The sequence below is a fragment of the Pigmentiphaga litoralis genome, from assembly GCF_014651835.1.
Lineage (GTDB): Bacteria > Pseudomonadota > Gammaproteobacteria > Burkholderiales > Burkholderiaceae_B > Pigmentiphaga > Pigmentiphaga litoralis.
In genome coordinates this window covers 1,629,742-1,655,449 of sequence record NZ_BMXQ01000001.1, presented here as the reverse complement: position 1 = coordinate 1,655,449, position 25,708 = coordinate 1,629,742, and the positions used below count along the sequence as shown (strand labels likewise).

20 protein-coding genes are annotated in these 25,708 nt (G+C 65.3%); 10 read left to right on the top strand and 10 right to left on the bottom strand.

Translation table 11 applies throughout. The annotated features are described in order from the left end of the window. Window positions 1-2: 2 nt before the first annotated feature. The 4 genes from treZ (at window position 3) to IE116_RS07325 (ending at window position 8,024) form a co-directional block, all read left to right on the top strand. A complete protein-coding gene (treZ, locus tag IE116_RS07340) occupies window positions 3-1,835 on the top strand; it encodes a malto-oligosyltrehalose trehalohydrolase (protein WP_189611133.1) in 1,833 nt (610 codons plus the stop codon). Beyond that, a complete protein-coding gene (gene malQ, locus IE116_RS07335; protein ID WP_189611131.1) occupies window positions 1,832-3,967 on the top strand; it encodes a 4-alpha-glucanotransferase in 2,136 nt (711 codons plus the stop codon). Before treZ ends, malQ begins: the two co-directional genes overlap by 4 nt. Further along, window positions 3,964-6,618: a malto-oligosyltrehalose synthase gene (gene treY, locus IE116_RS07330; protein ID WP_189611129.1), complete on the top strand. Its 2,655-nt coding sequence runs from the start codon at window positions 3,964-3,966 to the stop codon at window positions 6,616-6,618. The genes malQ and treY overlap by 4 nt, the downstream gene beginning before the upstream one ends. Before the next feature lie 110 nt (window positions 6,619-6,728). Further along, complete coding sequence (locus IE116_RS07325) at window positions 6,729-8,024, top strand: solute carrier family 23 protein (protein ID WP_189611128.1); 1,296 nt, start codon at window positions 6,729-6,731, stop codon at window positions 8,022-8,024. 137 nt (window positions 8,025-8,161) lie between these two features. Here IE116_RS07325 and IE116_RS07320 read toward each other — a convergent pair whose 3' ends face one another. Then, window positions 8,162-8,530, bottom strand: a complete 369-nt coding sequence (locus tag IE116_RS07320; protein WP_189611126.1) for a hypothetical protein — start codon at window positions 8,528-8,530, stop codon at window positions 8,162-8,164. Window positions 8,531-8,756: 226 nt separating this feature from the next. Between IE116_RS07320 and IE116_RS07315 the strand changes: the two genes are divergently transcribed. The 3 genes from IE116_RS07315 to IE116_RS07305 all read left to right on the top strand — a co-directional run bounded on the left by IE116_RS07315 (window position 8,757) and on the right by IE116_RS07305 (window position 14,042). Further along, window positions 8,757-10,484: an ABC transporter transmembrane domain-containing protein gene (locus IE116_RS07315; RefSeq protein WP_229828410.1), complete on the top strand. Its 1,728-nt coding sequence runs from the start codon at window positions 8,757-8,759 to the stop codon at window positions 10,482-10,484. Between the two features lie 152 nt (window positions 10,485-10,636). Further along, window positions 10,637-12,220 carry a glutamate--cysteine ligase gene (gene gshA / locus IE116_RS07310; protein WP_189611116.1) on the top strand — a complete coding sequence of 528 codons (1,584 nt, stop codon included), beginning with the start codon at window positions 10,637-10,639 and terminating at the stop codon, window positions 12,218-12,220. 157 nt (window positions 12,221-12,377) lie between these two features. After that, the gene (locus IE116_RS07305) at window positions 12,378-14,042 is read left to right on the top strand and encodes a Na+/H+ antiporter (RefSeq protein WP_189611099.1); all 1,665 of its coding nucleotides are present in this window, start codon (window positions 12,378-12,380) and stop codon (window positions 14,040-14,042) included. 12 nt (window positions 14,043-14,054) lie between these two features. Here IE116_RS07305 and cls read toward each other — a convergent pair whose 3' ends face one another. From cls to IE116_RS07285, 4 genes are all read right to left on the bottom strand, one after another. Then, the gene (gene cls / locus IE116_RS07300; RefSeq protein WP_373302960.1) at window positions 14,055-15,533 is read right to left on the bottom strand and encodes a cardiolipin synthase; all 1,479 of its coding nucleotides are present in this window, start codon (window positions 15,531-15,533) and stop codon (window positions 14,055-14,057) included. Next, window positions 15,530-16,114 carry a GTP cyclohydrolase II gene (locus tag IE116_RS07295; RefSeq protein ID WP_189611097.1) on the bottom strand — a complete coding sequence of 195 codons (585 nt, stop codon included), beginning with the start codon at window positions 16,112-16,114 and terminating at the stop codon, window positions 15,530-15,532. The genes cls and IE116_RS07295 overlap by 4 nt, the downstream gene beginning before the upstream one ends. Before the next feature lie 12 nt (window positions 16,115-16,126). Further along, window positions 16,127-16,939, bottom strand: coding sequence for an undecaprenyl-diphosphate phosphatase (locus tag IE116_RS07290; RefSeq protein ID WP_189611094.1), 813 nt, complete (start codon window positions 16,937-16,939; stop codon window positions 16,127-16,129). A gap of 557 nt (window positions 16,940-17,496) precedes the next feature. Further along, window positions 17,497-18,294 carry an inositol monophosphatase family protein gene (locus IE116_RS07285; protein ID WP_189611093.1) on the bottom strand — a complete coding sequence of 266 codons (798 nt, stop codon included), beginning with the start codon at window positions 18,292-18,294 and terminating at the stop codon, window positions 17,497-17,499. A gap of 78 nt (window positions 18,295-18,372) precedes the next feature. Here IE116_RS07285 and IE116_RS07280 point away from each other — a divergent pair, with 78 nt between their 5' ends. Next, window positions 18,373-19,152 (top strand): RNA methyltransferase, encoded by a 780-nt coding sequence (locus IE116_RS07280; protein WP_229828408.1) that lies wholly within the window; start codon window positions 18,373-18,375, stop codon window positions 19,150-19,152. After that, window positions 19,139-20,278, top strand: coding sequence for a PrpF domain-containing protein (locus tag IE116_RS07275; RefSeq protein WP_189611089.1), 1,140 nt, complete (start codon window positions 19,139-19,141; stop codon window positions 20,276-20,278). The genes IE116_RS07280 and IE116_RS07275 overlap by 14 nt, the downstream gene beginning before the upstream one ends. A gap of 6 nt (window positions 20,279-20,284) precedes the next feature. Here the strand turns inward: IE116_RS07275 and IE116_RS07270 are convergent, their stop codons facing one another. The 5 genes from IE116_RS07270 to IE116_RS07250 form a co-directional block, all read right to left on the bottom strand. Then, window positions 20,285-21,274 carry a DUF6454 family protein gene (locus IE116_RS07270; RefSeq protein ID WP_189611087.1) on the bottom strand — a complete coding sequence of 330 codons (990 nt, stop codon included), beginning with the start codon at window positions 21,272-21,274 and terminating at the stop codon, window positions 20,285-20,287. Between the two features lie 178 nt (window positions 21,275-21,452). Next, window positions 21,453-22,217 carry a UDP-2,3-diacylglucosamine diphosphatase gene (locus IE116_RS07265; protein WP_373303038.1) on the bottom strand — a complete coding sequence of 255 codons (765 nt, stop codon included), beginning with the start codon at window positions 22,215-22,217 and terminating at the stop codon, window positions 21,453-21,455. A 119-nt stretch (window positions 22,218-22,336) separates the two neighbouring features. Beyond that, entirely contained in the window at window positions 22,337-22,840 is a 504-nt protein-coding gene (locus IE116_RS07260; RefSeq protein ID WP_189611085.1) for a peptidylprolyl isomerase, read from the bottom strand. Beyond that, complete coding sequence (locus tag IE116_RS07255; protein ID WP_189611084.1) at window positions 22,840-23,412, bottom strand: peptidylprolyl isomerase; 573 nt, start codon at window positions 23,410-23,412, stop codon at window positions 22,840-22,842. The genes IE116_RS07260 and IE116_RS07255 overlap by 1 nt, the downstream gene beginning before the upstream one ends. Then, window positions 23,412-24,152, bottom strand: a complete 741-nt coding sequence (locus tag IE116_RS07250; RefSeq protein ID WP_189611081.1) for a tetratricopeptide repeat protein — start codon at window positions 24,150-24,152, stop codon at window positions 23,412-23,414. Before IE116_RS07250 ends, IE116_RS07255 begins: the two co-directional genes overlap by 1 nt. A 141-nt stretch (window positions 24,153-24,293) precedes the next feature. Between IE116_RS07250 and cysS the strand changes: the two genes are divergently transcribed. Next, complete coding sequence (gene cysS / locus IE116_RS07245) at window positions 24,294-25,682, top strand: cysteine--tRNA ligase (protein ID WP_189611079.1); 1,389 nt, start codon at window positions 24,294-24,296, stop codon at window positions 25,680-25,682. Window positions 25,683-25,708: the final 26 nt, after the last annotated feature.

The following is a 25,708-nucleotide window of genomic DNA, read 5'->3' as shown; positions in this document are numbered from 1 at the left end:
GCATGACGAAAGGGCTTTTACCGACAGGATATGGCGCGACCTTGACGCGCCCCGGTCAAACACGATTTGCCGTCTGGGCGCCGAATGCGGCCGCCGCGGTCAAGGTGCATCTGACGCCGCCGCAAGGCGAGCCAATGACGCTGGACATGCAGCCCGACGGTCAGGGCGGTTTTGTCGTGGAAGCGCCGGTCGGCGCGGGCACGCGCTACCGCTACCAGATCGGGGACGATCTCAAGTTCCCGGATCCGTTCTCGCGCCTGCAGGCGGGCGACGTGCACGACGACAGCATCGTGGTCGACCCGCAATCCTATGCGTGGCGAACCACCGAGTGGAAGGGCCGCCCCTGGTCCGAGGTCGTGCTCTACGAATTGCACCCCAAGGCCTTTGGTGGCTTCAAGGGCATCCAGGCCGCCTTGCCCAAGCTTGCCGAACTGGGCATCACGGCGGTCGAGCTGATGCCGATCGCCGACTTTCCCGGCGAGCGCAACTGGGGCTATGACGGCGTGCTGCCGTATGCGCCCGACACGGCCTACGGCACCCCCGACGACCTGAAGGCATTGGTCGATGCGGCGCATGAACAGGGAATGATGATTTTCCTGGACGTGGTCTACAACCACTTCGGCCCGGATGGCAACTACCTGCATGCGTATGCATCGGACTTTTTCCGTGAAGACCTGACCACGCCCTGGGGCCCGGCAATCGATTTTCGCCGGCCGCAGGTGCGCGACTTCTTCACGCGCAACGCCATGTACTGGGTCAACGAATTACGGTTCGACGGCCTGCGCTTTGATGCGGTCCATGCCATTTCGGAGCCGGACTGGCTCGACGAGATGGCCGCGGCCGTGCGCGCCTCGCTGCCATCCGATCGCCATGTGCATCTGGTGCTGGAGCATGATGGCAATATCGCCAGCCACCTTGCCAAGGATTTTGACGCGCAGTGGAACGATGACGGTCACCACATCCTTCACCGGATCATTGCCGGGGAAACCGATGGCTATTACACGGACTATGCCGACAAGCCTGCCGAGCAGCTGGCGCGCTGCCTGGCCGAGGGCTTCATCTATCAAGGCCAGCCATCGCCGCATCGCGATGGCGAACTGCGCGGCGAACCGTCGGGCGACCTGCCTCCGACCGCCTTCGTGCTGTTCCTGCAGAACCATGACCAGATCGGCAACCGGGCCCTGGGTGATCGACTGATCACCTTGGCCGAGAAGGGCGCAGGCATGGAAGCGCTGCGCGCAGGCGTGGCGCTGTGCATGCTGTCGCCGCAGATCCCGATGATCTTCATGGGCGAAGAGTGGGGTACGCGTACTCCGTTCCTGTACTTCACCAGCCACAACGACGAACTGGCCGAAGCGGTGCGCGAAGGCCGCCGCAAGGAATTCGCCAAGTTTCCGGCGTTTGCCGATCCGGCCGTGCGTGACAACATTCCCGACCCCAATGCGGCCAACACGTTCGAAGCATCGGTGCCGCCGCTGACCGAATCGCCCGGACGCGAAGGCATGTTGTGGTGGGACTACTACCGCGCCTTGCTGCGCGTGCGCCGCGAAGTGCTGGTGCCGCACCTTGATGGCGCGGTGTCGATCGGCGCCCAGGCCATTGGCGAGCTGGCCGTGGCTGCACGCTGGCGCCTGGCAAACGGACAGGTCTATGCGATGTATGTGAACTTCGCTGCCGACGCCGTCGACATCACGCCGGTCGTCGGGGGGCAGCTCGTGTTCGAGAGCGCCTCGGACACCGGCCGCCTGGCCGCGACCGGCAAGCTCAAGGCCGGCGCGACGCTGGTCATGCTCGAGGACGCGTTGGAGGCCGTTGCACAGGACAGCGCAGCATGAGCGACGATGACGTAAAGTCCCTTCATGCGCTGGCCGACGCGGCCGGCGTGTCGGTCGACTGGCAGGACGCCGCGGGCAAGCCCCAACGCGTGTCGCAAGATGTGCTCAGGAACGTGCTGAATGCGCTGGGCATCGATGCCAGCAGCCCCGAGGCCATTGATCGCAGCCTGGACGCAGTCAACGACGCCGGCGACGATACCGCGAGCCATTTCGTGATCGGCGTCGTGCGCCAGTCGGTCGAGGTGCCGCTTCCCGACACCGTCAGCACACTGCGCTTTCGCATCGAGTTCGACGAGGACGGCGGCGTGGTCGATGGCGAAGCGCGCCGCAAGGACGCGCACACGGTCATCATCCCGGGCATGAATCTGCCGGGGTATCACACCCTGCATATCGGTGACCAGGTGGTGACGCTGGCGATTGCGCCCACCCGCTGCTTCGGTGTCAGCGACGCCATCGGCAAGGCGCAGCCTCGCGAATGGGCCCTGGCCGTGCAGCTGTACGGCTTGCGCCGTCGCGGCGCGTTGTTGGGCGCGCCGGGCGCATCGGGGGGCGTCGGTGACTTCACGGCGCTGGCTTCTCTGGCCGGCGTGGCCGCCAAGGCCGGCGCCACGGGCATTGCGATCAGCCCGGTGCATGCGATGTTCACGGCCGATCCGCAGCGGATCAGTCCGTATGCGCCGTCGAGCCGCCTGTTCCTGAACGTGCTGTATGTCGACCCGGCAGAAGTGTTCGGCCAGCCGGCGGTGGCGCTGGCTGCGTCAGCGCTGGGGCTCAATCTGGATCTGGCCCGGCTCGAACAACTCGATATGGTCGACTGGCCTGCCGTTGCCCGGACCAAGCTTGCCATTTTGCGCCGCCTGTTCGACGGCTTTCCGGGCAATGTCGGCAGCTCGGTGCACGAAGCGTTCACGCGCTTCCGGGAAGAGGGCGGCAGCCTGCTTGAAAACCACGCGCGCTTCGAAGCGCTGCATGCGTGGCGCCTGGCCGAAGGCTTTCCTACCGGCGGCTGGCGTGACTGGCCCGAGTGCTACCAGAATCCCGACAGTCCCGAAGTCGCGGCGTTTGCGCAGGAACATGCCGCCGACGTTACCTTCCATGCTTTCCTGCAGTGGCTGGCCGACCGGGGGCTGGCGCGGGCGCAAGCGGCTGCGCGTGACGCCGGCATGGGCATCGGCCTGATCGCCGACCTGGCCGTCGGCACGGACCCGGGTGGCAGTCACGCCTGGAGCCGCCAGGGCGAAATTCTGGCCAAGCTGTCGCCGGGCGCGCCGCCCGATCTGTACAACGCACAGGGCCAGGCCTGGGGCCTGACGGCATTTTCGCCATCGGCCCTGCGGCGGACCGGCTACCGTGCGTACATTGAAATGCTGCGCGCCTGCCTGCGTCACGCAGGCGGGATCCGCATCGACCACGCCCTGGGACTAAAGCGGATGTGGCTGGTGCCCGAAGGCGCCGCGCCCACCGATGGCGCCTATGTGAATTATCCGTTCGACGACATCATGCGTCTGATCGCCTTGGAATCGTGGCGGCATCGCGCCATCGTGGTCGGCGAGAACCTGGGCACGGTGCCCGAAGGCTTCAACGATCAGATCGGCCGCGCCGGCATGCTGGGCATGGATGTGTTGTGGTTCGAACGTGCGCATGGCGGCGAGAACGCTCCGATCAAGCCGCCGCGCGACTGGCCGGTCGAGGCCATGGCCATGACGACCACGCACGACCTGCCGACCATCGCAGGCTGGTGGACCGGCACAGACCTGCAGTGGCGGGACCGCCTTGGCCTGTTCGGCGACGGCGACTCGCTGGATGCACAGATGGCCAATCGCGCCCGCGACCGGGAGCAGCTGGTGCAATCGCTGGCGGCCGCAGGGATAGAGGTATCGCAGGACACCGACCCCGAGGCGCCGCCGCCGATTGCGGAAACATTCCGCTTCGTCGGCGCGACGTCATGTCCACTGGCGGTCGTTCCACTCGAAGACGTGCTGGGTGATCCCGAAGCGCCGAATCTGCCAGGTACCACCGATACCCATCCCAACTGGCGTCGCCGCATGGCGACGACGATCGATACCTTGCTGGACGATCAGGACGTCAGCCGACGCCTGGCCGCCCTTTCTCAGAGCAGACAATCATCATGAGTGCACCGCGAGCCACGGTCAGGCTGCAGTTCCACGAAGGCTTTCCGATTACGGACGCCATCGAGCTGGTTGAATACTTTCACAAGCTCGGTATCAGCGACATCTATGCCTCGCCGTTGACGCGTGCGCGGGCCGGATCGACGCACGGATACGACACGATCGACTACCACGTCATCAGCCCGGAACTCGGCGGCGAAGAGGCGCTGCGCAAGCTGGTCGCGCGCCTGCGGGAATTCGGCATGGGCCTGATCCTCGATATCGTGCCCAACCACATGGGCGTGAGCCCCGACAACGCGTGGTGGTGGAGCGTGCTGCGCGAGGGCCCCAACAGCGCCTACGCCGAGTATTTCGACATCGAGTGGAATTCACCTGACCCGTCGTTGAAGGGCAAGCTGCTGGCCCCCTATCTGGGCGACCCCTATGGCAAGGTGCTGTCCGAAGGCCAGCTCAAGATTGAGCGTGATCAGAAAACGCATGAACCCGTCGTCACCTACTATGACGCGCGGTTTCCCATTGCGCCCGAGCATCATGAAGAGGTGCTGCGCCTGATGGACGAAACGCCGCAGGCCTTCGATGCCGCGCGCACCGATGGCCGGCAGCGCCTGCACGAACTGCTGGAACGCCAGCACTATCGCCTGGCATGGTGGCGCACCGCGGCGGAAGAAATCAACTGGCGCCGATTCTTCGAGATCAGCGACCTGGCCGGCATGCGCGCCGAGCGGGACGCGGTTCGCGACGATATCCATTCCCTGTTCTTCCGGCTGTACGAAGAAGGGCTGGTCGATGGTCTGCGTGTCGACCACGTCGATGGCCTGGCCGATCCCAAGGCCTATTGCCGCTACCTGCGCGCGGAACTGGAAAAGCGCGCCGACCGCCGCCCGGCCGATGCGCCCAAACGCGTCCCGTATGTGGTGGTCGAAAAGATCCTGGCCGCGGGCGAACCGCTAGCCACGGCATGGGAGACCGATGGCACGACGGGCTACGACTTCATGAGCGAAGTCGGGCAGTGGCTGCACGATCCGCAGGGCGAAGCCACCCTGACCACGATGTGGCAGTCCATTTCCGGCAGCACCAAGACCTTTACCGAGCTGTCGCGCACGGCACGGCGTCAGCTGATCCAGCAGAACTTTGCGGGGGAATTCGACGCGCTGGTGCGGCTGCTGCATCGGATTGCGCATTTCGATCTGATGACGCGCGACTGGAGCCCATCGGCAATCCGTCGTGTACTGACGGAATTGCTGGTGTACTTCCCGGTATATCGCACTTACGCCGACGTGCAGGGCCGCACGGAAGATGACGAGGTGCCCTTCACCAAGGCTCGTGAAGGCGCGCATGCCAGCCTGCGTCCGGCCGACTACGATCTGCTCGACACCATGGCCGGCTGGCTGGGCGGTCAGGCGCCACAGGATTTCCCGGAAGACCAGCGCTCGGTGCGCCTGCAAGCCATTCGCCGCTTCCAGCAACTCACGTCGCCCCTGGCCGCCAAATCGGTCGAGGACACCGGCTTCTACCGGTATGGCCGCTTGCTGTCGCGCAACGAGGTCGGCGCCGATCCCGCGATCTTCTCGATGGAAAGCGACGAGTTCCATGAGCGGGTGCGGGGCCGTGCCGAATCATTCCCGCTGGCGCTGCTTGCCACCGCCACACACGACCACAAGCGCGGCGAAGATGGCCGGGCGCGACTCGCAGTCCTGAGCGAACGCGCGACCGAGTGGGAAGCCCTGGTCACCCGCTGGTGCGAACGTCATGCGCGATTCAAGCACGAAGCCGGCGAAGAACCCGCGCCGTCCCCGTTGCCCGCCGACGAATACATGCTTTATCAATCGCTGATCGGCGCATGGCCGTTGGATCTGTCGGTCAACGATGAAGACGGCATTCGCGAATTGGCCGGCCGCCTGTCGGACTGGCAGACCAAGTCGCTGCGTGAAGCCAAGCAGCAATCGAGCTGGGTCACCCCTGACGACAGTTACGAAAACGCCTGCAACGGCTTCCTGTTCCAGATGCTGGATCCGCAGGCCAATGCCGACACCTTGCTGGAACTGATTGAGTTCATCAACCGTATCGGTCCGGCCGGTGCAGTCAACAGCCTTTCGCAGACCCTGCTGCGCATGACGATCCCTGGGGTGCCCGACCTGTACCAGGGCACCGAAATGTGGGACTTCAGCCTGGTCGACCCCGACAACCGTCGTCCGGTGGACTTTGCCCTGCGCAAGCAGGCACTGGACACACCGTTCGACGTTGCCGCCCTGGTCGATCACTGGCGGGACGGCCGCATCAAGTTCGAAGTGGTGCGGCGCACGCTCAACTTCCGCAAGCAGCACGAAGCGCTGTTCCTGGAAGGCGACTACCTGCCACTGACGGTCGAAGGCGCCGAAAGCCAGCACGTGTTCGCCTTTGCACGCACGCAGGGCGATAGCGTGGCGGTCGTGATCGTTCCGCATCGTGTCGCCACGATGGTGCTCGGCACCAACGAGGATGCCAAGCCACGTATCGCCGCCGACAAGTGGGGCGACACGGTGGTGTGCCTGCCGGAAGGCGTCAACGTGCAGCAGTTCAGCAGTGTGCTGACGGACGCCACGTGCCCGGTGGCGGGTGGCCGCATCCGTGTGGCCGATGCGTTGGCGGACCTGCCCATCGCGTTGCTGGGCTGACCGCAAGCGTCTGCCCGCGCTGACAGTGCCCTGACGCGGCGCTGGCCTTGCCACGCCGCTCTCCTTACACTTGCGCCTGTCTGTCATAGGCACAAAAACAGGAGAGGGCAATGGCGGGATCGTATTTTCCGCGGTGGCGCGAGCGCACCGACGGGGTAGCGGGGGGCGTCATCGCGCCAGACGAGCGGCTGCCATGGCCGCAAATGGGCGCGATGGGCCTGCAGCATGTGGTCGCCATGTTCGGGTCCACCGTGCTCGCGCCCTTGTTGATGGGCTTTGATCCCAATCTTGCCATCTTCATGTCGGGCGTCGGCACGCTGCTGTTCTTCGTGATTGTCGGCGGCCGGGTGCCAAGCTACCTGGGGTCCAGCTTTGCCTTCATCGGTCTGGTCATCGCCGTCAGCGGCTATGCCGGACCGGGCTTGAACGCGAACATCGGCGTGGCACTCGGCGGCATCATTGCCTGCGGCGTCGTTTATACGTTAATCGGCTTTCTGGTCATGGCGATCGGCACGGGCTGGATCGAACGTTTCATGCCGCCGGTCGTGACCGGCGCCGTGGTCGCGGTCATTGGCCTGAACCTGGCGCCGATTGCCGTCAAGAGCGTCACCGCCAACTCGTTTGATGCCTGGATGGCCCTGGCGACCGTGCTGTGCGTTGGCGCCGTTGCCGTGTTCACGCGCGGCATGGTGCAGCGGCTTCTGATCCTGATCGGCCTGCTGCTGGCGTATGTGCTGTATGCCGTGCTGACCAATGGCGCCGGCCTGGGCAAGCCCATCGACTTTTCGACCGTGGCCAACGCGGCGTGGCTGGGCATGCCTGCGTTTACCGCACCGGTATTCCGGCTTGATGCCATGGCGCTGCTCGCGCCGGTCGCTGTGATTCTGGTTGCGGAAAACCTGGGTCACATCAAGGCCGTCAGCGCCATGACCGGCCAGAACCTGGACCGCTACATGGGTCGCGCCTTCGTGGGTGACGGGATCGCCACGGTGGTGTCCGGCAGCGTGGGCGGCACCGGCCTGACCACGTACGCCGAGAACATCGGCGTCATGGCCGTGACCCGGATCTATTCGACCCTGGTCTTCGTCATCGCCGCGTGCTTCGCGATCCTGCTCGGCTTTTCCCCCAAGTTCGGCGCCATCATCCTGACCATCCCGACCGCCGTGCTGGGCGGCGTCTCGATCGTGGTGTTCGGCCTGATCGCCGTCTCCGGCGCAAGGATCTGGGTCGAGAACCGCGTCGACTTCTCCGACAACCGGAACCTGATCGTGGCCGCGGTCACGCTGGTGCTCGGGGCAGGCGACTTCACCCTCAACATCGGCGGCTTCGCATTGGGCGGCATCGGCACCGCAACTTTTGGTGCAATTCTTCTCAACGCGATTCTCGCGTCGAGAAGAACAATGTAGCCCCCCGTTGGCGCTCCGCGCCTCCCCCAGGGGCGGCACTGGCGGACTGGCGAAGCCAGATCCGCTGTGCCCTTGAGGGCGCTGTTTGAGTTCGGGGGGCGTGCTGTTGCGACCAGCGGTCTTGAGCGGACGAAGGATCAGGTCCCTGAAGGCAGTCTCGCTTCCCAGCGGCCGCCTTGCTGCCAGAAGTGATAGGTGTTCGTCTCTTCGGTGCGCGAGCCTTTCAGCTCCGCGCTGGTGCGCACCTGGCACGCGACGCCTTGTCCGGCCGGCGGCGTCCGGCAGTTGTCGATGGCTTTGACTTCCAGGGTCTTGACGACGCCGGTGGCGGCGTTGGAATCGAAGCCGGGGCCCTGTTCGGCGTTCATCGCCTGGATCTCGCGCTGCATGGCATTCTGCAGGGCCTGGGTGGCTTGTTCCACATTGGGCGCCGCAACGGCGGCGGTTTGGGCGAGCGCGGCGGTGCAGGCACCGGCCAGGCCAAGGGCCAGTAGGAATCGCTTCATGGCGGTTTGCTCCTGAAAAAAGGGGGTGCGGGGGCAAGGTAGGTGCAGGGTATCCCGCGAGAATGCGCGTCGCTGTAACGCTTTACATCGGCGCCATGCGCCAGTCAGCCTGCCAGTGGCACAATCGCAAGCTCCAGCGTTCTTTGGCAGGTTTATGCCCGACCCCGTCCGTACGTCCTCACTGCCGCCGCTTCCGCATGGCGCGTCGCCCCAATCACTGTTTGCGATGCTGCCATTCCTGCGGCCCTATGCGGGCCGCTGGGCCATCGCCTTCCTGGCGCTGCTGGTCGCCGCGGGCGCGACCCTGGCCTTGCCCGTCGCCTTCCGCTACCTGATCGACCTCGGCTTTTCTGCTGGCAATCGGGCGCACATCGATCGTTACTTTGTCGCCCTGTTCGTCGTGTCGCTGGTGCTGGCCGGGGCTACCGCGCTGCGGTTCTACATGGTGTCGTGGCTGGGCGAACGGGTCACGGCCGACCTGCGCCGGGCTGTCTACGATCGCGTGCTGCGCATGAGTCCCCAGTTCTTTGAAACCACCCAGACCGGCGAAGTGCTGTCGCGCCTGACCACCGACACCACCCTGATCCAGACGGTGGTAGGCACCAGCCTGTCGCAGGGGCTGCGCAACCTGTTCCTGCTGGTGGGCGGCCTGATCATGCTGGCCATCACCAGTCCGACCCTGTCGGCCTACATCCTGGTGACCCTGGTCGTGGTGATTGCCCCCATCATCTTTTTTGGCCGGCGGGTCCGGAAGCTGTCGGGCCTGACACAGGACCGCGTGGCCGGCGCCAGCGCGCTGGCGGGCGAGGTGCTCAACGCCATGCCCACCGTGCAGTCCTACAACCAGCAGCCGTATGAATCGGCGCGCTTTGGCGCCGCGGTCGAACACGCGTTCGATGCGGCCTTGTTGCGCATCCGCGCACGCGCCGCATTGACGGCCATGGTGATCGTGCTCATTTTTGGCGCGATCGTGTTCGTGCTCTGGCTCGGCGCGCGCGCGGTGCTGGCCGGTGACATGACCGCGGGCCTGCTGTCGCAGTTCATCTTGTACGCCGTGGTCACCGCCGGCGCCGTCGGCGCGGTATCCGAAGTCTGGGGCGACCTGCAACGCGCAGCCGGCGCAACCGACCGCCTGCTGCAACTGCGCGGCGCACAGTCGCCGGTTACTGAAGCCACCACCACGGTGCCGCTGCCCGAGCACGGAGAAGGATTGCGCTTCGACCACATTGCGTTTGCCTATCCGTCCCGTCCAGGCACCCCGGCGCTGGCCGACCTGTCGCTGCACGTGCGGCCCGGTGAACATGTCGCCCTGGTCGGCCCGTCGGGCGCTGGCAAGACCACCTTGTTCCAGGTGCTGCTGCGCTTCTACGATCCGCAAGCCGGCCGCATTTCGATCAACGGCGTCGACACGCGCCAGCTGTCGCTGCAGGACCTGCGCGCGCACATCGGCGTCGTGTTGCAGGAAACCGTGATCTTCTCGGGCTCGGTCATGGACAACATCCGCTATGGGCGCGACAAGGCCAGCGTCGATGAAGTCAAGGCCGCCGCCCGCATGGCCGCGGCCGACGGCTTCATCGCCGCCTTGCCTGATGGCTACGACACCTTCCTCGGGGAACGCGGCGTGCGTCTGTCGGGCGGTCAACGGCAACGGATCGCGATCGCGCGCGCCATCCTCAAGAATCCGCCGGTGCTGCTGCTGGACGAGGCGACCAGCGCGCTGGACGCCGAAAGCGAGCGGCTGGTGCAGCAAGCCCTGGACAACGCGACCCAGTCCAGGACCACGCTGGTGATTGCGCATCGCCTGGCCACGGTCAAGCAGGCCGACCGCATCCTGGTGCTGGACGCCGGCCGCATCGTGGCCGAAGGAACGCATACCGACCTGATGGCGACCTCGCCGCTGTATGCCCGCCTGGCCGCGCTGCAGTTCGGGGAAGCCTCGGTTACGATGCCGTAATTGTCCGCTACGGCCAAGGGGATTGCCTTGGCCCGCCCGGGCGCGCACCTATAATGAGCCGCCACCGCGCACGGCCCGCCCGCGACGCACGTTTCCGTGCGTGCGCCGTGGCCTTGCCCCGCCGCTGCGCCATTGCACTTTCAAGGATTTACGTGAGCGATCTGCTAGAAAGCCGCCTTGCTCTGCTCGACCAGCCCGCGCATCGCACCCTGCTGGCGCAGAGCCTGCATGGCATCGAACGGGAGAGCCTCCGGGTCGATCCCCATGGCGACCTCGCCCTGACTCCCCACCCGCGTGCGCTGGGCGCCACATTGACGCACCCGACGATCACCACGGACTATTCCGAGTCGCTGATCGAGCTCATTACCGGCACGCACACCGACCACGGCGCCTTGCTGGGTGAACTGACCGACATCCACCGCTTCGTGTATGCCGAACTGGGTGATGAAATCCTGTGGAACCAGTCGATGCCGGCCCACCTGCCGGCCGAGGCCGACATTCCGATCGCGTGGTTCGGCTCGTCCAACACCGGCATGCTCAAGTACGTGTACCGCCGTGGCCTGGCCTATCGTTATGGCAAGGCCATGCAGTGCATCGCCGGCATCCACTACAACTTCTCGTTTTCGGAAGCGCTGTGGCCCGTGCTGGCCACGCCCGACGAAGCCGCGACCCTGTCGCCGCAAGATCTGCAGTCGGCCAAGTATGTCGCGCTGATCCGCAACTTCAACCGGGTCAGCTGGCTGCTGATGTACCTGTTTGGCGCGTCGCCCGCGCTGTCGGCCAACTTCCTGCAGGGCAAGCCGCACCGGTTGCGGCAACTGGACGACGACACGCTGTACCTGCCGTACGCCACCAGCCTGCGCATGAGCGACCTGGGCTACCAGAACAAGGCCCAGGCCGGCCTGAAGCCTTGCTACAACGACCTGGCCACGTACGTGGCCAAGCTGTACGACGCCGTCAGCCAGCCCTGGCCCGAATATGAAAAGTACGGCACGATTCGCGACGGCGAGTGGATCCAGCTCAACACCAACATCCTGCAGATCGAAAACGAGTACTACTCCAGCATCCGGCCCAAGCGGGTGGCGCGGCGCGGTGAACGCCCGCTGCGCGCGCTGGCGACGCGCGGCGTGCAGTACATCGAAGTGCGTTGCATGGACATCGATCCGTTCTCGCCCGTGGGCGTGTCGGAATCGACGGCCCGATTCCTTGACGCCTTCCTGCTGTTCTGCACCCTGGAAGACAGCCCGCCGTTCGGCGAGTCGGGCCATTGCCAGGCCAGCACCAACAACTTCCTGACCGTAGTCAAGGAAGGGCGGCGCCCCGGGCTGATGCTGGATCAGGAAGGCACGCCCATGCCGCTGGCCACCTGGGGCCGCGACCTGTTGGAACGCATCGGCGCCTGTGCCGCGCTGCTCGACCGCGTACATGGCGGAACGGCCCACCAGGACGTGGTGGCTGCGCAGGCCATCAAGCTCGATGACCCCGCCCACACGCCGTCGGCCAAGGTGCTGGCCGCGCTGCAGGACGAGGGCCTGTCCTTCCATGCCTTCACCTTGAAGATGAGCCAGCAACACGCCCGCACCTTGCGTGACATGCCGCCCTCGGCAGAGCAGGAAGCGCAGTTTCGCGAGCAGGCCGCCGCCTCCCTGGCGGAGCAGTACGCGCTCGAACAGAAGGAAATGGGCAACTTCGACGATTTCGTTGCGGCCTATCAGGCGGGTCTGCTGGGCAACTGAGCAAGGGTAGCGCGGCCGGCTTCCGCGGGCCGCTGCTCCTTCACCTGGCCACGGGCGCACAACTTGCGTTGCCCCCGGCGCATCCCGACCTGGCGACGATCGCGCCGCCGGGGAACCCGATCCCGCCGCGGGGCGGGATCAGCCGACACTGATTGCCATGCAAATCGTCTTTACCGTTCTCATCCTCATCCTGGCCGTCGCGCTGTCCGGCGTAGTCACGCGCGTATCTCCCGTCAAGCTGCCGCTGCCGATCTTCCAGATCGCCCTGGGCGCCGTGCTGGCCCTGCCGCTGTTCGGGCTGCATGTGCGATTCGACCCGGAAGTCTTCCTGCTGCTGTTCATTCCGCCGCTGCTGTTTGCCGATGGGTGGCGTATTCCCAAGCGCGAATTCTTCCGTCTTGGCCGGCCTATCCTGGCCCTGGCGCTGGGCCTGGTGCTGTTCACGGTGGTGGGGATGGGGTATTTCATCCACTGGCTGATTCCGCCCATCTCTTTGCCGCTGGCCTTCGCCCTGGGGGCCGTGCTGTCACCCACCGATGCGCTGGCCGTGTCGGCGATTGCGGGCAAGGGCAAGCTGCCGCCCAAGCTGCAGCATCTGCTGGAAGGCGAAGCCTTGATGAACGACGCGTCGGGCCTGGTGGCCTTCAAGTTCGCGATCGCGGCGGCCCTGACCGGCGTGTTCTCGATCTGGGACGCGAGCTTCAGCTTTTTCGTGATTGCCATCGGCGGACTCATGGTGGGGGCGGCCACGGCGTGGAGCTTCAGCTACGCGCGCCGCCAGGTGCTGCGCTGGAGCGGCGAAGAACCCGCCATCCAGGTCGCCTTGCTGCTGCTGACCCCGTTCGCGGCCTACCTGTTTGCCGAGCATTTCAAGCTTTCGGGGATCCTGTCGGCGGTCGCGGCCGGCATCACGATGACCTACACCGACTCGGCCGACAACAGCAGTTCGGCCACGCGCCTGCAGACCAACAGCGTGTGGTCCATGCTGGAATTCATCTTCAACGGCATGACCTTCATCCTGCTGGGGCTGCAACTGCCCAGCGTCATCGACCTGGCGCATGCCGACGCGGTGGCTGCGGGCAACGTGCCGGTCAGCTACCTGTTCGGCTACGTGGTCGCCATTACGCTGACCTTGATCGCGCTGCGGTTCTTCTGGGTATGGGTCACGCAGCACCTGCGCTTTTTCCGCCGCATCGTGCTGGGCAGCGCCTACCGGCCCATCAATTTGTGGCTGGTGCTGGCCACCGCGCTGGCAGGGGTGCGGGGTTCGATCACGATGGCGGGTGTCATGGCCGTGCCGTTGGTCATGAACGACGGCACGCCGTTTCCCGCCCGCGACCTGATGATCTTTCTGGCGACCGGGGTGATCCTGGCGTCATTGATCGTGGCGAGCATCTTCTTGCCGATGGTGCTGCCCAAGCTGCCGCAGCCGGTCGAAAACCTGCAGGAAAAGGAAGAACGGCGGGCCCGCCTGCTATTGGCCAAATCGGCGGTGGCCGCGGTTGAACAGGCGCACGACCAGATGCTGCACGGCCTGAGCGAGGCCGATGCCGAAATGCTGGAAGAAGTGGCGGGCAGCCTGTTGTCGGTGTACCGGGCCCGCGTGGATGCCGAAAGCGATCTGGCCGACACCAACCAGCGCGCCAACCGTCACCGGCAGTTCGAACGCGAATTGCGGCTGGCCGCCGTGACGGCCGAGCGCAACGAGATCTACCGCTTGCGGGAAACCTTCCAGATCAACGACGAGACCTTCCGTGCGCTGCTGCGCGATTTGGATCTGGCGGAAAACTGGGTAATGAGCCCGCTGGTCAGCAAGCACTGAAGGCAGCCGCCCTTACAGCACCGGCGAGAACAACCTAGCCGTGGCGTCCCCCAGCCGGCGCAGCGGCGACACCTTGCGCCGCGCCTGCACCCGCATGGACTTGCGCAGGTCCATCTCGAACTGCCGGTTCAGGTTCGATGCCATCATCGGCCCGTACATCAGCACCGTCACCTCGAAATTCAGCACGAAGCTGCGCTGATCGAAATTGGCCGTGCCGATGAAGGAATACGTGTCGTCGACCACCAGCGTCTTCGAATGCAGCATGCGATCCTGGTATTCCCAGACCTTCACGCCCGCATCGATCAGCTCGTCGAAGTACGACCGGGCCGCAGCCGTCACGACGCGCGAATCGCTGACACAGGGCACCAAGACCCGCACGTCCACGCCGCGCAGCGCCGCCAGTGTCAGGCTCATCAACGCAGCCGAGGTCGGCACGAAATAGGCCGTGGTCAGCCACACGCGTTCTGTCGCCGCGTTGATGGCCGCCACTTGCATGCGGTGGATGGATTCCCGTGGATCGTCCGGACCGGAACTCAGGATCTGCAGGTAATGTTCGCCCGCCGGGGTATCGGGGAGCAGGGCAGGGATGTCCGCCGGGTCCATCCGTTCGCTCGTGGAATAGGCCCAGTCTTCCAGAAAGACCATCTGCAACCACCGCACCGCGCCGCCTTCGATCCGCAGGTGGATGTCGTGATAGGCATCGGCGCGCACCCGTTCGTCTTCGTCGTCCGTCACGTTGATGCCGCCCGTGAACCCGATCACGCCATCCACGACGAGGATCTTGCGGTGGTTCCGAAAATTGGTCACCGGGCGAAGGCGCCGCCCGATCTTGACGTCGTGGAAGAAGGCCACATCCGCGCCAGCTTCCCGCAGGGGCCGCAGAAAGCGGCGGCCCAGCGACGATGACCCCAGCGCATCGACCAGGAAACGTACGGTCACGCCTTCGCGCGCCTTGGCGATCAGGCGGTCGCGGATCAGGGTGCCGATGCGGTCCGCATCGTAGATGTAGAACTCGATGTGGATGTGGTTCTTCGCCCCGTCGATCGCCTCAAGAAAGGCGTCATAGGTCTGGCCGCCGCCGACCAGCATGCGCAGGTCGGTGGCCGTGGACACGGGCACGTCGCTGGTGCTGGTGCCCAGCCGGATCATCTGTCCGACCGGCAGCGGCACGTCGTGGGGGGATTCCTTCAGCCGCGCCACCTCGGTCTGGCCCGCGATCGCAATGCGGCTGCGCAGCCGCTTGAGCCGGCGGCGCCTGAGACGTTGGGGACCAAAGAAGTAATAGACGCCAAAGCCGGCGTAAGGAAGCAGGGCCAGTGTGAGGATCCACAGCAGGGTGGACACCGGCGAGCGCTTCTGCAGAATGATCCAGATGGCCACTGCGCCCAGATAGATCGCCCAGAGCACCGACAGGGTGGTCACCACCTGGTGCTGCGTGATCGTCACGCCCCAGACGGTCACGTCAGGCAGGACGAGCGGCTCTAGAATCAAAATGGAATCGTGTGGTGTTTGTGGCGAACCTTGGCTTCGAGGTAGCGGCGGTTGTTCGGGTTCAGATAGACCCCGGTAGGTATCGTGCTTTCGATCTCGATGCCGTGCTCGCCCAGCTGCGACGCCTTGTCGGGATTGTTGGTCAGCAGCCGGATGCGGCTGATGTCCATGGCCGTGAGCATTTGCGCCGCGGGCTCGAAGCTGCGAGCATCTTCCGGCAGGTTCAGGTGGCGGTTGGCTTCAAAGGTATCCAGGCCTTCCTTTTGCAGGGCATAGGCGGACAGCTTGGCGTACAGCCCGATGCCGCGCCCTTCCTGGCGCAGGTAGAGCAGCACGCCGCCTTCCTGCGAAAACACGTCGATCGCTTCCTGAAGCTGCGGTCCGCAGTCGCACAGTTGCGAGCCGAACACGTCGCCCGTCAGGCATTCGGAATGCACCCGGACCAGCGGCGTCACCCCGGGCGTGACGCTCGGGAACACGATGGCGATGTGCTCTTTGGTGAAACCGCTGAACGACAGGAATTCCGGCGCCGCCTGTGATCCCTCGAGAGGGATGACAACGCGGCTTTTGATCGTGACCATGTATTGCTCGAGTTAAACCAGCATCCACACCACGATGGCCAGTCCAAGCGCGATCCGGTACCAGGCAAACACCCGGTAGGTGTGGGTCGCGACGAACCGCATCAGCGCGCGGACCACCAGCAACGCGGCAAAGAACGCAGCCATGAAGCCGACGGCAATCGCGGCCAGGTCGCTGTCAGTGAGCAACGCGTGGTTCTTGTATGCGTCGTAGACCGAAGCGCCCAGCATCGTGGGCATCGCAAGAAAAAAGGAAAATTCGGTGGCGGTGGTCCGTTTCAGGCCCACTGCCATACCACCAATAATCGTCGAACCGGAGCGCGAGGTTCCCGGAATCATCGCCAGACACTGCGCACATCCGACCAGCAATGCCTGTTTCCAGGTGATTTCGGAGATGTTCTGCGTCTTGATGGACGTCTGGGGCCGTCGCTCCACCCATAGGATGATAAACCCGCCGACCACCAGCGCCACCGCAACCACCGCCGGCTGGAACAGCACCTGCTTGATCAGCTTCAGGAACAGCACCCCGATGATGGCCGATGGCAGGAAGGCAATGATGATGTTCCGGGCGAACTTCAATGAAAAACTGTCGCCCGTCACGATCCCTACCAGGATATGTGCGACCTTTTCCCGAAAAATCCAGATCACCGCCAGAATCGCGCCGAACTGGATGACCACTTCGAAGACCTTGCCTTCGCCCGAATTGAAATTGAGCCAGTTGCCGATCAGGATCAGGTGACCCGTGCTCGACACCGGCAGGAATTCCGTCAGGCCCTCGATACAGCCCAGAAAGAAGGCCTTGAGCATGTACAACGTATTTTCAGTCATCTGTGGTCCGGTTTGCCCCCCCTAGGCGCTTCGCGCCACCCCCAGGGGCGACACGGGCGGACTGGCAAAGCCAGATCCGCCGTGCCCTCGGGCGAGACGGCTCGGCGCGATGCGCCTTGCTTCAAGGAGGCTGTAAGTCAAATGGGCGTGTCGTATACGCGGGTTTACGCGCGGCGTCATCATAGAGCGATTGATGCACTGCGCAAAACCGTTCAAATGGACCGAGCTATATGGCCCCCCCAGGCGCTTCGCGCCTCCCCCAGGGGCAGCACTGGCGGACCGGCAAAGCCGGATCCGCTGTGCTCTGGATGGCCAGCTCCGCGCTGCGCGCGTTGCCGGTCGCATCACCGGGGTAACGCATGAGGTCGGTCTAAGGCACGCGCATGATAACGGAAGCGCCTGTCATCCTGCTGAGCGCCGCCCCGAGCAAGCCACCGCCGCCATCCAGGGCACAGCGGATCTGGCTCCGCCAGTCCGCCAGTGCCGCCCCCCTGGGGGGGTGGCGCGAAGCGCCGCGGGGGGGGGAGTCCTCCGGGGAAATCTTCCCAGAGTTGCTGTCACTCTTTAAGGAGTGACAGCAACGAAGGAAAGATTTTCGGCGTGGCCGCGACGACGTTGCCGGTTGTCATCCAGTTTTGCTCGCCTTCGAAGTCGCTGACGAGGCCACCGGCTTCCAGCACCAGCAGGCTGGCCGCGGCCAGGTCCCATTGTTTCAGGCCGATGCCGTAGTAGGCGTCCAGACGGCCGGCGGCCACGTTGGCCAGGTCGAGCACCGACGATCCCAGGCGGCGCACGCCCGACGTGCTGGCCGATACCAGGCCGAAGGTCTTGATGGCCTGGGCCAACTGCTTGCCGCTGGACGACGGCGCGAAGCTCGTGCCCATCAGGGCTTCATGCATGCGCAGGCGGCGCGACACGCGCAGGCGGCGGTCGTTCAGGAACGCACCGGCGCCGCGCGTGGCGGTAAAGAGTTCATTGCGCGACGGATCGAACACCACGGCCTGGGTGACCTGGCCCCGCTGCATGAGCGCGATCGACACGGCGTAGATGGGCAGGCCGTGGATGAAATTGGTGGTGCCGTCGATGGGATCGATGATCCACAGGTTTTCCTGCTGGCCTTTGGCATCCGTCGGACCAAGGGCTTCGCCGGACTCTTCGGCTAGAATTCCGTGGTCAGGATATGCCGTCTTCAGAATATCGACGATGGCTGCTTCCGCGGCCTTGTCGACTTCGGTGACGAAATCGCCGGGTCCCTTCTGGGACACCTTGACCAGATCGATGTCGAGGCTGGCGCGGTTGATAATGGCGCCTGCGCGGCGAGCCGCCTTGACGGCGGTGTTGAGCATGGGGTGCATAAGAGGCCGATTGGCTAGAAACGCGAAATAAAACCCCTCTAGTGTAAAGGACGCATGCTTTCCCGAGTCATTTTCATCATGGTCGAGCCCAGTCACCCCGGAAATGTGGGCTCTGCGGCACGCGCCCTGAAAACCATGGGGTTCGCCGAACTGGTCCTGGTCAACCCCAAGATCCCCGACGTCATCACCCATCCGGACGCCGTGTCGCTTGCCAGCGGCGCGGGGGATGTGCTGGCGTCGGCCCGCACTTGCGACACGCTCCAGGACGCCCTGGCGCCCGTCACGCTGGCGTTCGCCCTGACGGCGCGCCACCGCGACCTCGGGCCACCGGTATGCGACATGCGCCAGGCCGCCGAGCAGACGCAGGCGCACCTGGGCGTGTTCGCAGGCAATGCCGCGGGCCAGCCCGCGGCCGATTCGTCCGCGGCCGAGGGGCCACGTGTCGCGATCGTGGTCGGCACCGAACGCTCGGGCCTGACCAACGAGCACGTCGCCCTGTGCCACCGCATCTGCCACATTCCCGCCAATCCGGAATACACCTCGCTGAACGTATCGCAGGCCATGCAGCTGGCCGCGTACGAACTGCGCTACGCCCTGCTGGGGCCGGAAAAGCTGGCCGGCCCGGTTGAAAAAGCCGAAAAGGCCTCGGGCGAGGCGGTCGCGGCGCTGCTCACGCACTGGGAAGAGGCGCTGATCGCGGTCCGCTACCTGGATCCCAAACACCCGAAAAAACTCATGCCCCGCATGCGGCACCTTTTCGCGCGCGCAGGCCTGACCAAAGACGAAACCGACCTGCTCCGCGGTGTCTGTACCGCGATGATCGCGCAGTCCAAAAAAATTCCTGATGGCCATCGTTAAGATCCCCGCCGTCGTCATGCGCGGCGGCACGAACAACGGGGTGTTCTTCAACCAGCGCGACCTGCCATCGGATCCCGCGGCGCGCGATCGCCTGCTGGTGCGCCTGGCCGGGCATCCCGATGCCTGTCCCATGATGGGCGCCGGCGCCGACGGGGCCGAGCCCCTCAAGGTGGTGGTCGTGGGCAAGTCCGTGCGGCTCGATGCCGACGTGGACGTGATGTTCGGTGACATCGACGCCACCGCCGAACGCATTGTGTGGTCATCGCGCTGCGGCACGCTGGCCGGCGGCGTCGGCCCCTTCGCCGTGCAGCAGGGCCTGGTACCGGTGCACGACGGCAGCAACGTCATCCAGGTCTGGCAACAGGACCCGGGCCGCCGCCTGCGCTCGCACGTGGTCGTGCGCGACGGCGACGTCATCGAAGAAGGCATGTTCCTGGAAGACGGCTCGGCCTTTCCGGCGGCCGATGTGCGCCTGGATTACCTGGATGAAGGCCTGGGCGGCATCCTGCCTACCGGCCAGCCGCAGGACACGCTGGACGTCCCGGATCTGGGCACCCTGCAGGCCACCCTGCTCAATGCCGGCGTGCCCACCGCCTTCGTGCGGGCCACGGACCTGGGTTTGACCGGCCGCGAACTCCCCGACAGCCTGCGCCGCCAGGCCAAGGCGCTGGTCGTGCTGGACGCCGTGCGCATCGAAGCGGCCGCGCGCATGGGCGCATCGGCGGGCGTGCGCGCCGCGGCGCGCCTGCTGGCCGACCTGCGTATCGTCTGGATTGCCGCGCCGTCCGCCTATCGGACCGGGCAGGGCCTGGAAGTGCCGCGCGCCAACGTCGATGTGCTGGCGCGGGTGTTCGCGGGCGGCCAGACCCAGCGTTCGCTGGATGGTCCGGCCGCCATCGCCACGGCCGCGGCCGCGGCCTTGCCGGGCTCGCTGGTCTCGCAAGTGGCGCGCACGCTGCCCGGCGTCGCCACTCGCATCGGCCACGCGTCAGGCGTGCTGACGGTGGACGCGAGCGTGGTGCGGCGCTCGTCGGGCTGGATCATGGAACGGGCGTCCATGTCGCGCAGCGCACGGTGCCTGATGAGCGGCTGGCTGCACGTACCCGCGTCAGCCCGAGCCGCGTAGCCAGCCTTACACCGCCACGTCGTACACGTACATCGACGCGGTGTCGTCGTCCGGCACGAAGTACGCGCGGATCCCCGTCGCCGTCGCTTCGAACCAGGTCGCGTTCGTCGTCATCGGGCGGCGGCTGGGGGCGTACAGCTTGATCGGCACCTGATGGGTCGGCAGGCCGGTTTCCAGGTTCACGATCTCGAAGCCGCCGAGCGCAAAGGCGTTGCTGTTCGGGGTCGCCGCAAAACTCGTCAGACCCGTGTACAGCATCTCGTCACCGCCCAGGTACTGGTTGTCCTGGTAGTCGATGTAGAAGGCGTGGTTCAGCTTGCGCAGGTCGGCTGGCGCCACGGCGGCGTCCGGGCTGGCCGCCTGTGCGGTGTCCAAGGCAAAGCGGTAGAAACGGCGCGATCCCCAGCTCACGGCGTGCAGCGTATTGCGCTCGGTGTTGCGCGACAGGCCACCGATGTGGTCGCGGTACGTGAACAGCTTGGTGGCCTTGAGCGTGGTGGGGTCGACCTTGTACAGGATGGACTGGCTGTTCGGCCGGTATTCGGCGGCCGGCACCCACAGGTTGGTGCCGTCAAAGTCCATGCCGCCCGGGTGGTAGATGGTGCCTTCGCCCACGATCAGGTCGCCCTGCTGATTGCCGTTCAGGTCGAACTTGAGCACGTGGCCCCTGCCGGCGCCGGTGGTGCGGTCAAATTCGGTCGGCGGGTCCAGCCGGGTCGGCAGGGAGGTGATTTCCACCGTGGACAGATAGAAGGCATCGCCCACGCGGCACAGGCCCTGAGGGTGGTAGGCCATGAAGTTCAGCTTGGTCTCGCGCGTCAGGGTCCACACGCTGTCGCTGGTCAGGCGCTTGAGCTTGGCGGTCAGGGGATTGGGTGCGGTGGCCGCGTTCGCCTCCGACATGCCATCGCCGCCGCAGGCGGACAGCACGTGCGACAGGCCGACGGCGGCGGTGGTGGCGAGGGAAACGCGAAAGAAGTCTCTACGGTGTGCCATGAACGGGATTCCAGGTGCATGAAGGCATCCCGCGGCGCGGGTGGGCCAAGTGCAGCGATCATAGGAATCCCGCATGACAGTCAGGTTGCAGTGCCCGACTTGTTGATGCAGCAACGGAAACAGTTTGTTCGACGCGGCCGCGACGCCTGTCACGGGCGCCGAATCGGTTACCCGTGGGTCAGTCTTCCAGCCCGATGTCGTTGTACGCAAACCCGTCCCGGTCCGCGACCAGCCAGCCACCGCGCGGCGCCTCGGCATCGTCCAGATCCCAGTCGGGCAGCACCCAGCGCTCGGCGCGGTGCTCATCGAGCATGAATACGTGCCGCTCGGGCCGGTGGGTGTGGCCATGCACCAGCCGCGTCACGCCGGCATCGCGCAGTGCCTGCGCCACGGCATCGGCGTTTACGTCCATGATGTCTGCCGCCTTGCGGCTTTTTTCGGCCACGCTCTTGGCGCGCAGGTCGCGCGCAATCGCCTGCCGTTCGAGCAGGGGGCGCGACAGGAACTGAGCCTGCCACGCCGGGTTGCGCACCATCGCGCGAAACTGCTGATAGCCGATGTCGTCGGTGCACAGGCCGTCGCCGTGGCACAGCAAAAAACGTCCGGCGGCGCTGTGCACCACCGACGGTTCCATGAGGCGATGGGTGCCGGTGGCCTGCGCCAGGTGCTCGCCCATCAGAAAATCGCGATTGCCGGGGCCCAGGTACACCGGGATGCGGGCGGCGGCGCTGCGCAGGGCGTCAACGACTTCGGCGAGCCAGGAGGGCGCGGCATCGATCATGTCGTCGCCGACCCACGCATCGAACACGTCGCCCACCAGCAGCAAGCTGTCGGCGTCGGTCGCAGCCACGTCCAGGAAGGCCAGGAAGGCTTCGCGCGTTGCGGGCATCTCTTCGCACAGATGCAGGTCGGACGCCAGCCAGACGGTGCCTGGAAGGTCCAGGACGGGAAGGGAAGAAGAGGGGGTAAGGGTATCGGAGGGTGTGCCGGGCACTGACTATCCTTGCTTTGAAACGCATCGAGGCGCCAGTGCGCCTCGATGGAACGACTCAGCCGCGTTGATTACGCAGCGACTTCGGCCTTCGTGATGATCACGTCCTCGGACGGCACGTCCTGGTGGCCGCCCTTGCTGCCGGTCTTGACGCCCTTGATCTTGTCGACCACTTCCTTGCCTTCGACCACTTCACCGAAGACCGCGTAGCCCCAGCCTTGTGGCGTGGGGGCGCTGAAGTTCAGGAAGTCATTGTTGGCGACGTTGATGAAGAACTGCGAGCTGGCCGAGTGCGGGGCGTTGGTGCGCGCCATTGCCACGGTGTAGGCGTTGTTCTTCAGGCCGTTGTTGGCCTCATTGTCGATCGTGGCCTTGGTCGGCTTTTGCGCCATGCCCGGTTCAAAGCCGCCGCCCTGGATCATGAAGCCGGGGATCACGCGGTGGAACACCGTGTTGTCGTAATGACCGTCCTTGACGTACGACAGGAAGTTCTCGACCGTCTTGGGAGCCTTGTCGGCATTCAGTTCGATGACGATGACGCCGTGATTCGTGGTGAGATTGACGCGTGTGCTCATTATTTCAGGACCTCTGCTTTTTGGATCGTGATGGGTTGAACCGGGTTGTCGGAATACGGACCCCGGGTGGTGGTCGGGGTCGCGCTGATCTTGTCGACCACCTCCTTACCCTGGACCACCTTGCCGAATACCGCATACCCGTAGCCACTGGCTGTCGCGGCGCGGTAGTTCAGAAACGCATTGTCGGCAGTGTTGATGAAAAACTGCGCGGTCGCGGACTGCGGATCGGATGTCCGAGCCATGCTCACCGTGTACTTATCATTTTTCAAGCCATTTGAGGCTTCGTTACGTATCGGTTCGCGCGTTTTCTTCTCGCCCATGTCGGCCGTGAAACCGCCGCCCTGGACCATGAAATTCGGGATCACGCGGTGAAAGATCGTGCCGTTGTAGTGCCCGGCATTCACGTAATGGAGAAAGTTCGCGGTGGTCGCGGGGGCCTTCTGGTCATCCAGTTCGATCACGACCACGCCGGCGCTGGTGGTCAGCGCGACCTGCGGGCCGGCCAGGGCGGCGCCGGTAGGGGCGGCCAGGGCGGCCAGAGTCACCGCTGCAGCAGTAAGGAAGGTCTTCATTAACGGTTCCGGGGTTGCGGCGCCGGCGTCCTTGCCTCGAGCAACGACTTGATGCCGGCTTCCTTGTTGCGCGCCCCGGCGTTCTGGGGCGCGAGGCGCAGCGCGTCGTTGTACGACCGCGCGGCCATCATCATAAACAAGTCGCCCATGTTCTCGTGCGCGACGGGGTAGTTCGGGTCGTTGCGCAGGGCAGCGTCCAGCGCCATCTTGGCCTGCTCCAGCCGGCCATCGGCCACTTCCAGGGCCGCCAGGTTGTTCCAGGGCTCGGGCAGTTCCGGAAAGCGCTGCGTCATGTCGGTGTAGACCGCCTTGGCTTCCTGCGGACGGCCAAGGATATTGAGCGCGCGGCCTTTCAGGAACAGCATCTGCACGTCTTCCCCCTGGCTTTCGCCGGCCTTGCTCTTGGCCAGGCGGGCATCGATCTCGGGCAGGGCTTCGGCCGCCTTGCCGGACGCCAGCAGGCCTTCCAGCCGGACCGTGGCGGCGCGCGACGACTCGGGCAGGCGGGTATCGACGCGCGGCTTGAGCGACTCCAGCAGATTGGTCAGCCAGGGCGAGACGTCGGCATCGGACGGCACGGTCGGGGGCGGCGTGGCGGCGCGGGTCTGCGCCACGGCGGACGGGCCGCCCAGGCAGGAAAGCGCCAGCACGGCGGCGGCCAGGATGCCGGAAAGCGGGGTGCCGACACCCGGCGTGGGACGGGTCGGCGCGGCGGGACTAACGAGGTCTGTCGGTGCCAAAAGTGGTTCTGCCCAAGAGTGAACGCGCGGTCGGAACGGGACAGGCGCGCTCGATTGATATAATTTGCTGCAATTCTAGCCCCGGCCGAGGTTTCAATGCGCCGGGGCTTCCCGTTTTTCAGCCTAGCGCACCGCCCACACATGCTCCAAATCTACAATACGCTTGCCCGTGCCAAACAACCGTTCCAGCCTCGCCAGGCCGGGTGCGTAAGCATGTACGTGTGCGGGATGACGGTGTATGACTACTGCCATCTGGGCCACGCGCGCATGCTGGTCAGCTTCGACATCGTGCAGCGCTGGCTGCGTGCCAGCGGCTACCAGGTCAACTACGTCCGCAACATCACCGACATCGACGACAAGATCATCCGCCGCGCGGTCGAGTCCGGCAAAACGATAACCCAGGTCACCGAGTTCTTCATCGACGCGATGCATGAAGACGAAAAGGCCCTGGGCGTCCAGCCGCCCGACCACGAGCCCCGCGCGACCAAGCACGTGGGCAAGATGCTCGACATCGTGCGCCTGCTCGAAGACAAGGGCCTGGCCTACCGGTCCAGCGACGGCGACGTGAATTACGCGGTTCGCCAGTTTCCCGGCTACGGCAAGCTGTCGGGCAAGTCACTCGACGACCTGCGTGCCGGCGAACGGGTCAAGGTCGACACCGCCAAGCGCGATCCGCTCGACTTCGTGTTGTGGAAAGCCGCCAAGCCCGCCGAGCCGCCCGAGTCCAAGTGGGAATCCCCGTATGGCGTGGGCCGCCCGGGCTGGCATATCGAATGCTCGGCCATGAGCATGGAACTGCTCGGCATGCCGCTGGACATCCACGGCGGCGGGCCTGACCTGAAATTTCCGCACCACGAAAACGAAATCGCCCAGAGCGAAGGCGCCTATGGCGGCACGTTCGCAAATACCTGGATGCATTGCGGCCCATTGATGGTCGATGCCGAGAAGATGTCCAAATCGCTGGGCAACTTCTTTACCATCCGCGACACGCTGGAACACTACGACGCCGAAGTCATCCGGTACTTCATCGTGCGGAGCCACTACCGCAGCCCGCAGAACTACGCGGGCGACAACCTGGCCGACGCGCGATCGGCCCTGACGCGGCTGTACACTACGCTCGCCAACGTCGCCCCCGATGATGCCGGCGTCGATTGGGATCACCCCACCGGCCAGGCCTTCAAGGCGGCCATGGACGACGACTTCAATACGCCCGAAGCCGTCGCTGCCCTGTTCGAGCTGTCGGCCGACGCCAACAAGTCCGGCTCGGCTCGTGCCGCCGGACAGCTGAAAGCACTGGGCGGCATGCTGGGCCTGTTGGGTCAGTCGCCGCGCGAATTCCTGCAGGGCAAGGTGGGGGGCGCCGACGCCGATACCGGCGCGGCGGCCATCGAAGCACGCATCGAGGCGCGCGCCCAGGCGAAAAAAGACAAGAATTTTGCCGAGGCCGATCGCTTGCGTGCCGAGCTGCTGGCCGAGGGCATCGTCCTGGAAGACAAGCCGGGTGGTGTCACCGTGTGGCGCCGCGCCTGATGTCCGTCGGTCGAGAACAGAGAACC

Excerpts from the sequence above, each read along its gene's own strand:
- IE116_RS07270 (WP_189611087.1), bottom strand. The coding sequence starts at position 21,274 with ATGGCACACCGTAGAGACTTCTTTCGCGTTTCCCTCGCCACCACCGCC.
- IE116_RS07280 (WP_229828408.1), top strand. The coding sequence starts at position 18,373 with ATGGTCGAGCCCAGTCACCCCGGAAATGTGGGCTCTGCGGCACGCGCC.
- IE116_RS07260 (WP_189611085.1), bottom strand. The coding sequence starts at position 22,840 with ATGAGCACACGCGTCAATCTCACCACGAATCACGGCGTCATCGTCATC.
- IE116_RS07275 (WP_189611089.1), top strand. The coding sequence starts at position 19,139 with ATGGCCATCGTTAAGATCCCCGCCGTCGTCATGCGCGGCGGCACGAAC.
- IE116_RS07295 (WP_189611097.1), bottom strand. The coding sequence starts at position 16,114 with ATGGTCACGATCAAAAGCCGCGTTGTCATCCCTCTCGAGGGATCACAG.
- IE116_RS07285 (WP_189611093.1), bottom strand. The coding sequence starts at position 18,294 with ATGCACCCCATGCTCAACACCGCCGTCAAGGCGGCTCGCCGCGCAGGC.
- IE116_RS07305 (WP_189611099.1), top strand. The coding sequence starts at position 12,378 with ATGCAAATCGTCTTTACCGTTCTCATCCTCATCCTGGCCGTCGCGCTG.
- malQ (WP_189611131.1), top strand. The coding sequence starts at position 1,832 with ATGAGCGACGATGACGTAAAGTCCCTTCATGCGCTGGCCGACGCGGCC.
- IE116_RS07315 (WP_229828410.1), top strand. The coding sequence starts at position 8,757 with ATGCTGCCATTCCTGCGGCCCTATGCGGGCCGCTGGGCCATCGCCTTC.
- IE116_RS07325 (WP_189611128.1), top strand. The coding sequence starts at position 6,729 with ATGGCGGGATCGTATTTTCCGCGGTGGCGCGAGCGCACCGACGGGGTA.
- IE116_RS07255 (WP_189611084.1), bottom strand. The coding sequence starts at position 23,412 with ATGAAGACCTTCCTTACTGCTGCAGCGGTGACTCTGGCCGCCCTGGCC.
- IE116_RS07320 (WP_189611126.1), bottom strand. The coding sequence starts at position 8,530 with ATGAAGCGATTCCTACTGGCCCTTGGCCTGGCCGGTGCCTGCACCGCC.
- IE116_RS07290 (WP_189611094.1), bottom strand. The coding sequence starts at position 16,939 with ATGACTGAAAATACGTTGTACATGCTCAAGGCCTTCTTTCTGGGCTGT.
- treY (WP_189611129.1), top strand. The coding sequence starts at position 3,964 with ATGAGTGCACCGCGAGCCACGGTCAGGCTGCAGTTCCACGAAGGCTTT.
- treZ (WP_189611133.1), top strand. The coding sequence starts at position 3 with ATGACGAAAGGGCTTTTACCGACAGGATATGGCGCGACCTTGACGCGC.
- cysS (WP_189611079.1), top strand. The coding sequence starts at position 24,294 with ATGCTCCAAATCTACAATACGCTTGCCCGTGCCAAACAACCGTTCCAG.